At 67.1% G+C, this 15278-nt stretch carries 15 protein-coding genes and 1 tRNA gene; 9 read left to right on the forward strand and 7 right to left on the reverse strand.

The features are described from left to right. Position 1: 1 nt before the first annotated feature. Complete coding sequence (gene gloB, locus BXA00_RS12520) at positions 2–823, reverse strand: hydroxyacylglutathione hydrolase (RefSeq protein ID WP_076518790.1); 822 nt, start codon at positions 821–823, stop codon at positions 2–4. Positions 824–842: 19 nt separating this feature from the next. On the opposite strand from gloB, the gene BXA00_RS12525 reads away from it, so the two are divergent. From BXA00_RS12525 to BXA00_RS29085, 7 genes are all read left to right on the forward strand, one after another. After that, the gene (locus tag BXA00_RS12525) at positions 843–1622 is read left to right on the forward strand and encodes a class I SAM-dependent methyltransferase (RefSeq protein WP_076518791.1); all 780 of its coding nucleotides are present in this window, start codon (positions 843–845) and stop codon (positions 1620–1622) included. A gap of 68 nt (positions 1623–1690) precedes the next feature. Then, positions 1691–2152, forward strand: a complete 462-nt coding sequence (rnhA, locus tag BXA00_RS12530; protein ID WP_076518792.1) for a ribonuclease HI — start codon at positions 1691–1693, stop codon at positions 2150–2152. A 199-nt stretch (positions 2153–2351) separates the two neighbouring features. Next, the gene (locus BXA00_RS12535; protein ID WP_076518793.1) at positions 2352–3428 is read left to right on the forward strand and encodes an efflux RND transporter periplasmic adaptor subunit; all 1077 of its coding nucleotides are present in this window, start codon (positions 2352–2354) and stop codon (positions 3426–3428) included. A 33-nt stretch (positions 3429–3461) separates the two neighbouring features. Beyond that, positions 3462–6560, forward strand: a complete 3099-nt coding sequence (locus BXA00_RS12540; RefSeq protein ID WP_076518794.1) for an efflux RND transporter permease subunit — start codon at positions 3462–3464, stop codon at positions 6558–6560. Between the two features lie 6 nt (positions 6561–6566). Further along, entirely contained in the window at positions 6567–7292 is a 726-nt protein-coding gene (gene dnaQ, locus BXA00_RS12545; protein ID WP_076518795.1) for a DNA polymerase III subunit epsilon, read from the forward strand. Between the two features lie 60 nt (positions 7293–7352). Then, positions 7353–7427: transfer RNA gene (locus BXA00_RS12550), tRNA-Val, on the forward strand. Between the two features lie 287 nt (positions 7428–7714). Beyond that, the gene (locus BXA00_RS29085; RefSeq protein WP_092579650.1) at positions 7715–7882 is read left to right on the forward strand and encodes a hypothetical protein; all 168 of its coding nucleotides are present in this window, start codon (positions 7715–7717) and stop codon (positions 7880–7882) included. 21 nt (positions 7883–7903) lie between these two features. Here the strand turns inward: BXA00_RS29085 and BXA00_RS12555 are convergent, their stop codons facing one another. The 5 genes from BXA00_RS12555 to BXA00_RS12575 form a co-directional block, all read right to left on the reverse strand. Then, entirely contained in the window at positions 7904–8371 is a 468-nt protein-coding gene (locus BXA00_RS12555; RefSeq protein WP_076518796.1) for a YaiI/YqxD family protein, read from the reverse strand. A gap of 5 nt (positions 8372–8376) precedes the next feature. After that, complete coding sequence (locus BXA00_RS12560; protein ID WP_076518797.1) at positions 8377–8643, reverse strand: hypothetical protein; 267 nt, start codon at positions 8641–8643, stop codon at positions 8377–8379. Positions 8644–8684: 41 nt separating this feature from the next. Further along, on the reverse strand, positions 8685–10181 hold the full coding sequence (locus BXA00_RS12565) for a TAXI family TRAP transporter solute-binding subunit (RefSeq protein WP_076518798.1): 1497 nt from the start codon (positions 10179–10181) through the stop codon (positions 8685–8687). A 2-nt stretch (positions 10182–10183) separates the two neighbouring features. Further along, entirely contained in the window at positions 10184–11392 is a 1209-nt protein-coding gene (gltS, locus tag BXA00_RS12570) for a sodium/glutamate symporter (RefSeq protein ID WP_076518799.1), read from the reverse strand. Between the two features lie 141 nt (positions 11393–11533). Next, complete coding sequence (locus BXA00_RS12575; protein ID WP_076518800.1) at positions 11534–12052, reverse strand: GNAT family N-acetyltransferase; 519 nt, start codon at positions 12050–12052, stop codon at positions 11534–11536. 205 nt (positions 12053–12257) lie between these two features. Here BXA00_RS12575 and BXA00_RS12580 point away from each other — a divergent pair, with 205 nt between their 5' ends. Beyond that, positions 12258–13304 carry a glycosyltransferase family 2 protein gene (locus BXA00_RS12580; protein WP_076518801.1) on the forward strand — a complete coding sequence of 349 codons (1047 nt, stop codon included), beginning with the start codon at positions 12258–12260 and terminating at the stop codon, positions 13302–13304. Between the two features lie 2 nt (positions 13305–13306). Beyond that, positions 13307–14890, forward strand: a complete 1584-nt coding sequence (locus BXA00_RS12585) for a glycosyltransferase family 39 protein (protein WP_076518802.1) — start codon at positions 13307–13309, stop codon at positions 14888–14890. Here the strand turns inward: BXA00_RS12585 and BXA00_RS12590 are convergent. Continuing rightward, positions 14850–15245, reverse strand: coding sequence for a GtrA family protein (locus BXA00_RS12590; protein WP_076518803.1), 396 nt, complete (start codon positions 15243–15245; stop codon positions 14850–14852). The two genes, BXA00_RS12585 and BXA00_RS12590, sit on opposite strands and share 41 nt — an antisense overlap. Positions 15246–15278 lie beyond the last annotated feature (33 nt).

Here is a 15278-nt window from a genome sequence, read left to right on the forward strand (position 1 = left end):
GTCACTTGAAATCGTTCTTCCATTCACGAAGGGAGGCAAAGACCTCTACCGGCGTATTCTGGGTGCGTCCGGCCCGGCTTGCGGCGGCCTGGACGACGTCGGGCTGCTGCGTGCGCAGGAACGGATTGGTCGCGCGTTCCTGCCCAATGGTCGAAGGAAGCGTGGGGTGACCATCCGCGCGTAGTTGCTGGGCCCGCAGGTGCCACGTTTGCAGGTCGCGGTTGGCCGGTTCGACGGCCAACGCCCAGCGAAGGTTCGCTAGAGTGTACTCGTGTGCGCAAAAAACTTTTGTATCCGCCGGTAAAGCGGAAAATTTTTCCAAGGAATCAAACATTTGCGAGGGAGTGCCCTCGAAAAGCCGGCCACAGCCGCCGGCAAACAGGGTGTCGCCACAGAACAGCGCGGGTTCGACGCCGGCCGCGCGGCCGACATAGGCGATGTGGCCGGCCGTGTGGCCCGGAACGTCCAGCACCCGCAGGTCCAGGTCCAGTTCCGGCAGGGTCACGCGGTCGCCTTCGACGAGGGGAACATCGCAGCGCGGCAGCTTTTCGCGTGCGGGCCCATATACGGTGATGCCCTCGATGCGGGACAATTCCGGTACACCGCCCACATGGTCGCCATGATGGTGCGTGAGTAGAATGGCGCGCAGCTTCAAGCCTTGCTGATCCAGAAACCGCAGCACCGGGCCGGCATCGCCGGGGTCCACGACTGCCGCCAGGCCGTCGCGGACGATGGCCCAGATGTAGTTGTCGGAGAAGGCTGGCAAAGGCAAGACCGCGGCGTTGCGCTCGCGGCCGCCTGCGGGGGCGGTCAAGGCTTGCATGGGATTCGAAGGAATAAACGTGGCAGAAGAAACTCCGCCGATTGTAGAACTGGCCGAATGGTTCCAGACGCCGCCGGGCCAGTACGTGCTGGCCTGGGAGCGCGCCCAGTTCGACGCGGCCGTCGCGGACGTCTTCGGATATTACGCCTGGCAGGTCGGCCTGGCCGACATGAACCTGCTGCGCGCCAACCGGATGCCGTTCAAGGGCTACGTGGGCACCGAAGCCCCCCAGCAGGAAAGCATGGCCGGCTGGCAATCGCGCGCGGTCGTCGCCCAGCCCGAGGCCCTGCCGTTCGAATCGCAGAGCGTGGACCTGCTGATCCTGCCGCACACCTTCGAATGCACGTCCGAGCCCCACAACGTGCTGCGGGAGGTCGAGCGCGTGCTGGTGCCGGAGGGCCGCGTGGTCATTTCCGGGTTCAATCCCTGGAGCATGTGGGGCGCGCGCACCCGGATGCCGGGCATGGAGCCCTGGCTGCCGCAGCCGCCGTCGTCCCAGGTATCGCTTGCGCGGCTGAAAGACTGGTTCAAGCTCCTGTCGCTGGAGGTCGATCAGAGCCAGTTCGGCTGCTACGCGCCCGCCTGCCGCAGCGAAAAATGGCTGCAGCGCTGGAACTTCCTGGAGTCGGCCGGCGCCCGCTGGTGGAGCCTGGGCGGGGCGGTGTACATGGTGTCGGCGGTCAAGCGCGTGGCCGGCATGCGTATCATCGGGCCGGCCTGGAAGACCAAACCCAAGCGCGCGCGCGCCGCGTCGGTGGTGGTCAACCGCCACGCGGACGACGGTTTCGACCCCTCTTGAACGGTCAAGCCCGCATCACATTGCAAGCATAAGCACAAGCCCAAGCACAAGGACAAGCACGCAGCACCATGCAGGACAGCAAATCGAACGAACAGAAAGTGGAAATGTGGACCGATGGCGCCTGCAAGGGCAATCCCGGTCCTGGCGGATGGGGCGTGCTGATGCGCGCCGGGGCGCACGAAAAAACGCTGCACGGCGGCGAACTCCAGACCACCAATAACCGGATGGAGCTCCTGGCGGTCATCGAGGGCCTGCGCGCGCTCAAGCGCCCCTGTGCCGTCACGATCCACACCGACTCCCAATATGTCATGAAAGGCATGACCGAGTGGCTGGCGAACTGGAAGCGGCGCGGCTGGATTACTTCCGACAAAAAGCCGGTGAAGAACGCCGAGCTCTGGCAGGCGCTGGACGAACAGGTGCGGCGCCACCAGGTGGCCTGGCGCTGGGTCCGCGGCCACGCGGGCGATCCTGGCAACGAGCGCGCCGACGAACTCGCCAATCTGGGCGTCCAGGCGGCCCGGCGCGGCTGAGCGCGGGCGGCCCCGCCCCGCTGGCATCAGGACATACCCTCGAATCGGCCCCCCGGGCGGATTTAGTTCTTTCATCGGGCTTCAGGATTGTTCCAGTATGTAAATTCGGGTGCTAAAGTGCCAACCCTCAATCCAGTTCCTGCGGCGTCGTCCGAGTGGGGTATGCCCGGCCCGCGCCGCATCACCGCCACATTCGCGCATGAAAAAAGCAGTACTGCTGGCCGCGGTTGCGGCAGGGTTGGCCGCGGGGGCCGCGCTCGGCGTTTTTGTGCCGCGCTGGCTGGCGTCGCCCGCCCCGACCGCCCAGGCCGTCTCCAAACCCGCTCCCGCCGCCCCGGCCCGGGTGGCCGTTGCCGCCGTCCAGGAAGTCCCCTTCGCGCGCGGGCTGTCGGCCGTCGGCAGCCTGCGTTCCGATGAGTCGGTCGTCCTGCGGCCGGAAGTGGCCGGGCGCATCCAGTCCATCGAATTCAAGGAAGGCCAGCCCGTCAAGCAGGGCCAGCTCCTGATACGCCTGGATGACTCCGTGCCGCGCGCGGAACTGGCGCAGGCGCGCGCCAACCTGACGCTGGCGCAAAGCCATTACCGCCGCGCCGTCGAACTGCAGGGCAAGGGCTTCGTCAGCCAGCAGGCGCGCGACGAGTCGGCCAGCACGCTCAAGGTCCAGGAAGCCGCTGTGGCGCTGGCGCAGGCGCGGCTGGACAAGATGACCATCTCCGCCCCGTTTGCCGGCATCGTCGGCCTGCGCAGCGTGTCGGTCGGCGATTACGTGAACCAGGGCCAGGACCTGGCGCCGCTCGAAGCGATCGACCCCCTGAAGGTGGACTTTCGCGTGCCCGAGATGTATCTGAGCAAAGTGGGCGTGGGCCAGCAGTTGACCCTGCGCCTGGACGCGCTGCCCGGGCAGGAACGCCGGGGGCTGGTGTACGCCGTGAGCCCGCTGGTCGACGCGGGCGGCAGGTCCATCCTGCTGCGCGCCACCGTGGCAAACCAGGACGGCGTGCTGCGGCCCGGCATGTTCGCCCGGGTGCAACTGCTCTTTAGCGAGGACAAGGCGCTGGTCGCGCCCGAGGCCGCGCTATCGCCGTCGGGCGAAACGCAGTACGTTTACCGGGTCGAGAACGGGGTGGCGAAGCGGCGCGAAGTGACCATCGGCGAACGGCGCGAGGGCCGCGTCGAGATCCTGACCGGCGTGGCCGCCAATGACATGCTGGTGGTTTCGGGCCTGCAGCGCGTGACGGATGGCGCGCCCGTCACCATCGTGGGCAACGGCTCGTAGCGCCGGCCCTTCCACACTTTCAGCGGTAGCGCCATGCGTATCTCGGAAACCTGTATCAAGCGGCCGGTGTTCGCGTCGGTCCTGTCGCTGGTCATCGTGCTGATCGGCCTGATCTCGTATTCGCGCCTGACCGTGCGCGAATACCCCAAGATCGACGAGCCCATCGTGTCGGTGGACACCACCTACAAGGGCGCGTCTCCCGAGGTGATTGAATCGCAGGTGACCAAGCCGCTGGAAGACCAGTTGGCGGGCATCGAGGGCGTGGACGTCATGACCTCGCGCAGCCGTTCCGAACGCAGCCTCATCAATATCAAGTTCAACCTGTCGCGCGACCCGGATGCCGCGGCGGCCGAAGTGCGCGACAAGGTGTCGCGCGCGCGGCGCTTCCTGCCCGACGAAATCGACGAGCCCATCATCGGCAAGGTCGAGGCGGACTCCCAGCCCATCATCTACATCGCGGTGGAGTCGGGTTCTTTTTCGGCGATCCAGACGTCCGACTACATCAACCGCTATATCAAGACGCGCCTGTCGGTGTTGCCGGGCGCGGCGGAAGTGCGTGTCTTTGGCGAGCGCCTGCCGTCCATGCGCATCTACGTGGACCGCGACAAGCTGGCGGCCTACGGCCTGACGGTGCAGGACGTGGAGGCTGCGCTGCGCAGCCAGAACGTGGAAATTCCGGCGGGCCGCATCGAGTCGCGTGCCCGGGAATTCTCGGTGGTCTCGGCGACCGACTTGCAGACCCCCGCCCAGTTCGAGGACGTGATCGTCGCCAACGTGAAGGGATACCCGGTGCGGCTGCGGGACGTGTCCAAGGTGGAGATCGCCGCCGCCAATGACCGGATCCTGTCGCGCTTTAACGGCAAGCCGGCCATCAATATCGGGGTCACGCGGCAGTCGACCGCCAACCCGCTCGAACTCTCCAAGGCGGCGCGCGAGGAAGTGGCGCGGCTGAACGAAACCCTGCCTGCGGGCATGAAGCTGAACATCGCCTACGACTCGTCGGTGTTCATCGAGCGTTCCATCGATTCCGTGTTCCACACCATTCTCGAAGCCATTGTCCTGGTGGTGCTGGTGATCTTCTTTTTCCTGCGCAATCTGCGCGCCAGCATCATTCCCATCGTCACCATTCCGGTGTCGCTGGTGGGCGCCTGCGCCCTGATGTACCTGTTCGGCTTTTCAATCAACACGCTGACGCTGCTGGCCATGGTGCTGGCGATCGGGCTGGTGGTGGACGACGCGATCGTGGTGCTGGAGAACATCTACCGCCACATCGAGGACGGCATGCCGCGCAAGGAAGCGGCGCTGCGGGGGTCGAAGGAAATCGGCTTCGCGGTGGTCGCCATGACCATGACGCTGGTCACCGTGTATGCGCCGCTGGCCTTCGCCACGGGCCGCACGGGCCGGCTGTTCATCGAATTCGCGCTGGCGCTGGCGGGCGCGGTGCTGGTGTCCGGCTTCGTGGCGCTGACGCTCACGCCCATGATGTGTTCGGTGCTGCTGCGGCACGAAAGCAGCCACAGCCGCTGGTACAACCTGATCGAAGGCTGGCTCAACGCCATGAGCAATGGCTACCGGCGCATGCTGGGCGCGTCGCTGCGGCATCGCTGGGTGGTGGTGGTGATCGGGCTGGCCGTGGCGGCGGGCAGTGGCGTGCTGTTCAAGGTGGTCAAGAGCGAACTGGCGCCGGTCGAGGACCGCGGCGTGGTGTTCGGCCTCGTCAGCTCGCCCGAGGGCGCCACGCTGAACTACACGCTGGACAGCATGCTGGGCATCGAAAAGTTCTATGCCGACATCCCCGAGGCCAGCGGCAGCCAGGTCACCGTGGGCTTTCCGACGGTCACGGACGGCACCGCGATCCTGCGCCTCAAGCCCTGGGAAGAACGCGAGCGCAAGCAGCAGACCATCACGCAGCAGTTGCAGCCGCAGTTCGCGTCGCTGCCGGGCGTGCGCGCCTTCCCGACCAATCCGCCGTCGCTGGGCCAGTCGGCGCGTTCCAAGCCGGTGGAATTCCTCATCATGAGCCAGGCCTCGTATGAAGAGCTGGCGCGGCTGACCGGCATCTTCCTGGCCGAATTGCGCAAGTATCCGGGGCTGCTGAACCTGGACACCGACCTGCGCCTGAACACGCCCGAGCTGCGCGTGCGCGTGGACCGCGACAAGATGGCCGACGTGGGCGCCAACGTGGACGTCGTGGGCCGCACGCTCGAATCCATGCTGGGCGGCCGCCAGGTCACCCGCTACAAGGACGAAGGCGAGCAATACGATGTGATCGTGCAGGTGACCCCGCGCGACCGCGCCAATCCCACCGACATCTCGGGCATCTACGTGCGCGCGCGTGACGGCAGCATGGTCCAGCTGGACAACCTGCTGGGCGTGCACGAAGGCGTGTCGCCGCAGTCGCTCAACCACTTCAACCGCCTGCGTGCCGTGAAGATCGACGCGGCGGTCGCGCCCGGCTACGCGCTGGGCGAAGTCCTGGAGCACATGCACCAGGTGGCGCGCGAGGTCCTGCCCAACACCATCATCACGGACCTGGACGGCCAGTCGCGCGAGTTCCGCGATTCGTCGGGCAGCATCTACCTGGTCTTCGCGATGGCGCTGGCCTTCATCTACCTGGTGCTGGCCGCTCAGTTCGAGAGCTGGCGCAATCCATTCATCATCATGCTGTCCGTGCCGCTGTCCATGACCGGCGCGCTGCTGGCGCTGTGGCTGACGGGCGGCACGCTGTCGATCTACAGCCAGATCGGCCTCATCACGCTGGTCGGGCTGATCACCAAGCACGGCATCCTCATCGTGGAATTCACGAACCAGCTCCGCGACGAGGGCAGGGAACTGTACGAAGCCGTGGTCGAAGCCAGCGTGCTGCGCCTGCGCCCCATCCTGATGACGACCGGCGCCATGGTGCTCGGCACGGTGCCCCTGGCGCTGTCGACGGGGGCGGGGGCCGAATCGCGCCAGCAGATCGGCTGGGTTCTGGTCGGCGGGCTGATGCTGGGTACACTACTGACCTTGTTCGTCGTGCCGGTGGCCTACACGCTGATTGCCGCCGCACGCAAGAAGCCAGGCAAGACCGGCAGCGAAGCGCCTCATGCGCACACGCCGCCCGCCTCGCAGCCCCAAGCGTCGGAATAGTGAGTTATGCGCCAGATCATCTTTGACACGGAAACCACCGGACTGGACCCTGCCCAGGGCCATCGCATCGTCGAAATCGGTTGCGTGGAGATCGTCAACCGCACGGCGACGGGCAACAACCTGCACATCTACCTGAACCCGGACCGCGACAGCGATCCCGAGGCGCTGGCGGTGCACGGCCTGACCACCGAATTCCTGTCGGACAAGCCGCGCTTTGCCGAGATCGCCGACGAATTCGTCACCTTCATCCAGGGCGCCGAACTGATCGCGCACAACGCCGCGTTCGACGTCAAGTTTTTCAACGCCGAACTCGCGAAGATCGGCCGCGGCCCGATCACCGACTTCTGCGAAACCGTCACCGATTCGCTGCTGCACGCGCGCTCGCTGTTCCCCGGCAAGCGCAATTCGCTGGACGCGCTGTGCGACCGCTTCGGCATCTCGAACGCGCATCGCACGCTGCACGGCGCATTGCTCGACTCGCAGCTGCTGGCGGAAGTCTGGCTGGCGATGACGCGGGGCCAGGACGCGCTGCTGATCGACGTGGACGACAATGCCGGCGCCAGCAGCGGCGGCGTGGTGCTGGCCAGGTTCGACGCGTCCGGCCTGCCGGTCCTGAAGGCCAGCGCCGAAGAACTGGCCGAGCACGACGCCTATCTCGCCGCCCTGGACAAAGCCGTGAGCGGCGAGTGCGTGTGGCGCAAGCTCGAAGCGCCCGTGGCCGCGCCGGCTTGAAGTTTTTAAGGGGCGGCTTGCACGCGTATAAAAATCCGTGCTATTATTTCGCCTCTTTCGGGGTGGTTAGCTCAGTGGTAGAGCACTGCCTTCACACGGCAGGGGTCACTGGTTCGAACCCAGTACTACCCACCAAAGACCTTCCAAGGCTGTCTGGCCTTTGAAGCGCCCCAGAGAAGCAATGCCCGTATCGCACACAGTTTTATCGCGGCGCCGGTGTTGTTCTTCTTCGGGCAATAAGCAAAAAGCCAACCTTCATCGGTTGGCTTTTTTGTTTTTGATTCATTAACCTTCTTCTGATCTGCCGCAAACCGGCCCTTTCCGGTTGCGCCAAGCCTGTTCCACGCCTGTCTATCATTAATAAGACGGCGATTGATCGCCAGGGTCGATCGCCAGGATTGACCGCAAAACAGGAGAAGGCCATGGGTCCGCATACCAACACCATGCTTATCATCATCGTCACTGGCGTGGCGCTCATGTTGATCGGCTTCGGGTTTCGTGACCGCAATCTTGGCATGACCTTGATGGGGCTGGGCCTGGTCACCGCCATCGGCGCGATCATTTACAAGGCTTACATCACTTTCTATTGACGGCCCGCCTGTCTGGCGGCGTCAGCCGTTTTGCGCCTGCTGCCGGGCAACCCGCGCCAGCAGGGTGTCGAGCTGGTTCGCAAACGCCTTGCGGTCGGCCTGGCTGAACGACGACGGGCCGCCCGTGTCCACGCCGCTGGCGCGCAGTTCTTCCATCATGTCCCGCAGCGCCAGACGTTCCCGGATGGTTTCCGGCGAATAGCGTTCACCGCGCGGGTTGAGGGCCATCGCCCCTTTTTCCAGCACCTGCGCGGCCAGCGGGATGTCGCCGGTGATGACCAGATGGCCTTCCTGCACGCGCTCCGCGATGTGCGCGTCCGCCACGTCGAAGCCGCGCGGCACCTGCACGGCCCGGATCAGCGGCGACGGCGGCGTGTAGAGCGCCTGGTTGGCCACCAGCGTCAAAGGCACCTGCCAGCGCTGCGCGGCGCGGTACAGGATGTCCTTGATGACGGCGGGGCAGGCGTCCGCGTCGACCCAGATATGCATCGCGCTCAGGCGCCCAGCGCCGTCTGCAGCGCCTCGGCCACGATGTCGTTGGTGGATACGCCGCGCTCGGCGGCGGCGGCGCGCAGCTTGTCGGCCTGCGCCTGGGACAGTTTCAGCGGAAACGGCACCAGGCCGGCGGCCTGGTCGAGCTTGCGCTGTTCGCGGCGGTCGGGCGCCTGCGAAGCGGCGCCAAAGCGGTCCGGCGTGGCGGCCTGCTTGAGCTGGCCGGCCAGCTTGAGGGCCTGGTTCTTTTGGAGGTCGAATTTGTTCATCGGAATTCCTGAAATGGAGCGCCATCATAAGCGCAACGGCCTCATTGCGGCTTGCCGTGCTCCAGGGCGGCGATGCCTTCCTCGGCGCCATCGTGCAGGGGCACGCTCAGGCCAAGCCGGGCGGTGGCCACGGACACCTGCGATCCCTGGGTCGAGCCGGCCGCCAGCAGGTCCTGCCCGGCCTGGTACACGGCGCGCACCACCACCAGCGCCTCGTCGCGCGTCAGGTCAGTGGTGGTCAGCATCAGCGCGGCCATGCCCACGGTGGGAATGCCTTCCGGCTGGTTGGGATACGTGCCCGCCGCGATGTCCAGCGGCATCAGCACGCTGTCGCCGGATGTCAGGGTCTTGATGGCGGCCAGGTCCAGGGGCAGCAGCTTGAGTTGCGCCGGAATCAGCGCGTCCCGCAGCGGCGTGGCCGGCACGCCGATCACCTGGGCGGCGGCGTCCACCGCGCCGGAGCGCAGGAGCGGCAGGGCCGCGACGAACGGGGTGTCCGACACCTGAAAATCGCGGCCGGCCTGCAGTCCATGCGCGGCCAGCACGGTTTCCAGCGTGGCCCGCACCGCCGAGCCCTCCGGACCCAATGCGATCGTCTTGCCCTTCAGGTCCGCCACGCCGCGCAGCGCCGGGTCGTCGCGCACGACGATGTGGACCATTTCCGGATACAGGCTGCCCAGCGCGCGCAGGCTGGTGAACGGGCCTTGCCCCGCGAACGGGCCCTTGCCCTCGTAAGCCATCCGGGCCGTGTCGGCCTGCGCCAGTCCCACCACGGCGTCGCCGCTGCGCAGCAGCGCGATGTTGTCGGCGCCGCCGCCGGTGATCAGGGGCGACACGCGAATCTGGCGCGCGCGCGCCACCTCGCTCAGGGCGCGGGCAAAGGCCAGGTATTCGCCGCGGTCCGGGCCGCCGGCCAGGGGATAGCCTTGCTGCAACCGGGCCAGCCGGCCGTTGATGCGGGCCACCGAGCGCTCCAGTTCCTGCTGCACCACATGTTGCGCCGTGCTGGACGCGCTGTAGGTCACCGAATGCGTGATCTGGTCCAGCGTGTCCAGGAGCTGGCGCGTCACCGGGGGCGGCGCGCCCGTGTCCAGCGAGGGCGCTTCGGCGGCCTTGAACCCGGCAGGCGTCACAAGCCGCCAGTCGCCTTCTTCTTTGCGGTAAATGGCGCTGGCGTGGGCGACGATGCGATCGCCGGCCTGGTTGCCGCCGGATTTCACGCCGCTGATGCTGCGGGGGCCGGCGCCCAGCAGCGTCACCAGCGAGGCCGCGCCAGGCTGGTCCCACGCGCCCAGCGAGACATCGCGCGCAAGCTCCAGTTCGACGTCGAAATAGACCACGCGCCGGGTTTCGCCGGCCGGCGCGGTGCTGTCGGATGCCGATCCCATGCGCCGGAGGTCGGCGATGCGGAACAGGCCCTGCCCATAGGTGGCGTCCAGGCTGCGCTCGACGTCGGCGCGCAGCGCGTCCGCGTCCGGCGCGCGGCTGCAGGCGGCAAGCAGCACGCACAGCAGGGCGATCAGCAGTCTTTTGAACATGGCTAAATCCCTCCCACGAAAGGCAAGGAGATCAGCGTGCTCAGGATGATCACGTTCAGGATGTCGATCAGGAACGCGCCGGTGACCGGGACCACGATGAAGGCTTCGGGGGCGGGACCGTGGCGGCGCGTCAGCGCCTGCATGTTGGCGATGGCGGTGGCGGTCGCGCCCAGCGCGAAGCCGCAGAACGCCGCGGACATGATCGCGGCCTCGTAGTCGCGCTTGAGCATCCGGAACACGACCCAGGCGGCGTACAGCGCGCAGAACAGCGTCTGCACCACCAGCATCAACGCCAGCGGACCGGCCAGGCGGGCGACGCTGGAAAGGTCCAGCGTCATCATCGTCATGCCCAGGAACAGCGACAGCGAGATCGTTCCGATGATGTCGGTGGCGCGGTCGTCCAGCTTGATGCCCACCAGCGGCCCGGCGTTGCGGATCACCACGCCCGTGGCCAGGCACCACAGGAAATTGGGCAGGCTGACCGGAGCGTCTTCCACCATGGCCGCCAGGAAGCCGCCCACCACCAGGCAGACGAAGGCCGCCGTCAGGGACAGGATGAACGTCCCGGGCGTGGGCGGCGTTTGCGCCTCGTCCTGGTCGACGGCCTGTTGCCCTTCGGCCGCCTTCTGATCCAGGCCGCCCGACACCTTGTGCCGGCGCATGATCCATTCCGCGACCGGTCCGCCGACGACGCCGCCCAGCACCAATCCCAGCGTGGCGGCCGTCATGGCCAGCGGCATCACGTCCTGGATGTTGTTGAAGTCGGCAAAGCGCGTCGCGTAGGCCGCGCCGGTGCCATGGCCGCCCACCAGCGTGATCGTGCCGCCCAAGAGGCCCATGAGCGGATGCATGTCCAGGAGCCATGCCATGCCCAGCCCCACCGCATTCTGCAGCACCAGGAAAGGGATCAGCGCCAGCAGGAAGGCGATGAGCCGGGGGCCGCCCTTGGCCAGCAGCTTGAGGTTGGCCGTCAGGCCGATGCACCCGAAGAACAGTAGCAGCAGCGTGGGCTTGATGCTGGTCTCGAGCGAGACGGCCAGGCCGCCCCAGGTCGACAGCAGGTAGGCCAGCACCGCAAACAGCAGGCCCCCCACGATGGGGTCGGGGATGCTGTAGCGCCCCAGGATGCCGATCCGCGTGGTCATGACCCGTCCGACGACGAGCACCAGGCAGCAGGCGAGGAAAGATTGGACGGGCGAAAGGGAGATCATACGAACCTTCGCGCCCCGTCGGGGCGCAGCAAGTCAGGCTATACAAACCATTTGCTGCCGCATCGCTCGCGGACTGTGAACCTATCTTACGACCAGCCAAGCCCCGCTGTACACGGGAAAGGCGCGACGCCTGTTGTCGCGCTACGCGCCGGCGCGCGCCAAGGGAAAGGCGCGTGACATGTAACTGGCGCCCGGTCCGTAGCCGGCCAGCTTGCCAGCCAGCCCGGCGGCGCCGGCCGTAACCGGCGCATAGCCATGGCGCAGCCAATAGCCCGTTGCGCCGGGCAGCGACACCAGGCTCGCGCGCGCCAGGCCGCGCTGCATCGCCCGATCGGCGGCCGTGCGCACCAGCGCCTGGCCCACGCCCAGGCCTTGCGCCGCCGGCACGACCGCGCAGTCATGCAGGAACCAATGATCGGCCTGCGCCGGCAGCGAAGCCAGCGGCTCGTCCAGGGCGGGCGGCAGTCCGGCGTCCCAGGGATAGGAAATCAGATAGCCCAGCAAGCCGCCGGACGTATTCGCCCCGTCCGGCCGGGCGACCCAGCAATAGTGCGGCGCAAGGGCGAGGCGGTTCAGGAAGAAGTCCGCGCCTTCCAGCAGAAAGCGCGGATAGGCGAGGGCCTGGGCCTGGAGGATGGCGTCGACGTCGCTGGCCAGCATGGGACGGACTTGGTATTGCATGACGATCCGAAGACAGGAAACAGAAAACAGAAAACAGATACCAGCAAATGGCCCGCCATTTTAATGACCGGCCTTGATGACCAGCCTTGATGACCGGCCCGGCAATCGCATTTCATGAAAATTCGACGAGGCCCTGCGCATACTGCATCGCATCCCGCAGCGCATTTCGTGTTTTCAGAGTCTCATGCATATCCAGTTCCGGTCCGACCCGCCAGCGCCGCAGGTGCTGGCCAAATCGTTGCCCTTGAGATCGGTATGGCCGCCGCAGGCGGCCGACGTTCCGTACGACACCCGCGTCACCTGCGTGATCCCCTGCCTGAACGAGTGCGAGAACCTGCGCGTGCTGCTGCCGCTGCTGCGTAATCGGCTGAGCGCGCTGTGCACCAGTTGGGAGATCATCGTCGCCGACGACGGCAGCACGGACGGCACGGAGGCGTTGATGGCCGAATGGACCGAGCACGACGGGTTCCGCCATGTGCAGCTATCGCGCAATTTCGGCAAGGAGGCCGCGCTGAGCGCCGGCCTGCAAGCGGCCAGCGGCCAAGTGGTGATCTGCCTGGACGCCGACCTGCAGCATCCGCCGGCCCTGATCGAACAGATGCTGGCGCGCTGGGCGGCCGGCGCCGAAATGGTTTACGCCGTGCGCCAGGACCGCGCCGATGAATCCTGGCTCAAGCGCTCGGGCGCGCGCTGGTTCTATACGCTGCTCAGCAACGCGCGCGGCGTGCAGGTGCCGCCGCATGCCGGGGACTTCAGGCTGATGGACCGTGGCGTGGTCGACGCGCTGATCGCGCTGCCCGAACGCACCCGCTTCATGAAGGGCCTGTACGCCTGGGTGGGCTTCAAGGCCGAGGCGCTGCCGTACACCCCGGATGCGCGCATGCATGGGACCAGCCGGTTCAGCCGCCTGCGCCTCTTCCGGCTGGCACTTGACGGCCTGACCGCGTTCACGACGTGGCCGCTGCGCATGGTCAGCCTGGTCGGCGTCGCGTTTGCCGTGCTGGCGCTGGCCTATGCGGCGTTTCTCGTGGGCGATTACCTGATGTCGGGCAATGCGGTCTCCGGGTGGACGACCATCGTCACGGCGGTGCTTTTCTTTGCTGGCGTCAACCTGATTTCCCTGGGCGTGGTGGGCGAATACGTGGCGCGCATCTTCGACGAGGTCAAGGGCCGGCCGCTGTTCGTGGTGCGGCGCAGCCACGGCCGCCCCGCAGGCAAGGCGCAGGGCTGAACATGGCGGATCTCATCAAGCCGGCGCGCTCTGAATGGGCCCCGCCGGCGGGCCGGCTCTTGCTGGCCGCCGGGTTCTGGCTGGCGTGGCTGGCTTGGCTGCGCCCGTTGACGCTGCCCGACGAAGGCCGCTATGCCGGCGTGGCCTGGGACATGCTGCGCAGCGGCTCGCACGCGGTGCCGCTCCTGGACGGCATGCCGTACTTCCATAAGCCGCCGCTCTACTACTGGCTGACCGAATTGTCGTTTTCGGTGTTCGGGGTGCATGCGTGGGCGGCCCGGGTGCCGTCGCTGCTGGCCGCCTGGGGGGGCGCCTGCGGGTTGTATGTCTTCGTGCGGCGCCATCGCGGCGCGGCCACCGCCAGCCTGACGCTGCTCATCCTCTGCACCCTGCCGTTCTTCTACGGCGGCGCGCAATTCGCCAATCTGGACATGCTGGTCGCGGGGCTCATCACGCTATGCGTGCTGGCGGCGGTGGAGGCCGCGCTGCGGGCCGGACGCGGCGAGCCCCAGCGGGGGATGGCCATGGCCGCCGCCGCGCTTGCCGCGCTGGCGGTGCTGGCCAAAGGGCTGATCGGCCTGGTGCTGCCGGGCGCCATCCTGCTGGTCTGGCTGGCCTGGGAAAGGCGCTGGCGCGGTCTGGCCGCGCTGGTCCGGCCGTCGGCGCTGCTGACGTTCCTGGCGATCGCGGCGCCGTGGTTCGTGCTGATGCAGATCCGGTATCCCGGCTTCTATGACTATTTCTTCGTCTACCAGCACTTCCAGCGCTTTGCCGCCGGCGGCTTCAACAATGCCCAGTCGTGGTGGTTTTATCTGCCGGTGCTGGCTGGACTGAGCCTGCCGTGGTCCCTGTGGGCGGGCGGCATGTTTCGCCGCGCGTTCTGGGCCGAGGGGCCGGCGCGCGCCCTGCGGCGGCTGGCGGCCGTCTGGTTCGGGGTGGTGGTGCTGTTTTTCTCGATGCCGCATTCCAAGCTGATCGGCTACGTGCTGCCCGCGCTGGCGCCGCTGGCGTATCTGCTGGCGGAAGTCATTCTGGCGGCGGGACGCGGCCAGGACGACGCGCAGACGCCGCGGCTGGCGCGCCTGAGCGCGGGCGTCGCCGGCGCAATCTGCGTCATCGCCGTCGCCGTGGCCGCCAACCAGGGACGCGGCAGCGCCGCGCCGCTGGCGCAGGTTGTGCGCGAACAGGCCAGGCCGCAGGACACTTTCGTGTCGCTGCACGCGTATCCGTTCGACCTGGCGCTGTACACGCGCGCGCCCCGGCCGACCTGGGTGGTGGACGACTGGCTCAATCCCGAAGTGCCCGTGCGCGACAACTGGCGCAAGGAACTGTACGACGCCGCGAAGTTCGATCCGGTCACCGGCGAAGAGGTGCTGGTCAGCGCCGCGCAATTCTATGCGCGGCTGTGCGCCGCGCCAGAGGGCGCGCGGTTCTGGATCTGGGGCAATCATGCGGATGGCGAGGTCTACACGCCGCTGCAGGGCGTCAAGCCCGTCGTCGCGAGTGTGCGGCACGCGATGTGGCGCGTGGAAGCGGACGCGGCGCTCAGGCGGCGGGTCTGTGCCGGAACGCCCACAGCCGGCTAGCGACGAAGGTGGCGAACGCCAGGCCGATCAGGATCAGCGCGAGCAGCGTGTCGTAGGGCAGCGTGGTCGCATGCAGCAGCCAGGCGTAGGCGGATTCGTTGATCGCAAAGCCGATGGCTGAAATCAGAAAGAAACGACGGGCCGCGACGGTCCAGGGTATGGGCGAATGTCGAAACGTGAGCCGGTAGTGGCCGCCGAAGGACACGGCGAAGGCGATCAGCCAGCCGATCAGGTTGGCCGCCAGCGGCGGGGCGCCGAACGCTTCGACGCAGCCCACGGCAACGCCCCAGTGCGTTGCCGCCGCGGCGCAGCCGACGGCAATGAACAGGCTGATCTGCCGGATGAGGGCGCGCATGAGGGATGTGTCGGACAGGAAACGAAAGGGGCG

Origin of the sequence: Achromobacter sp. MFA1 R4 (assembly GCF_900156745.1) — a bacterium.
GTDB lineage: Bacteria > Pseudomonadota > Gammaproteobacteria > Burkholderiales > Burkholderiaceae_B > Achromobacter.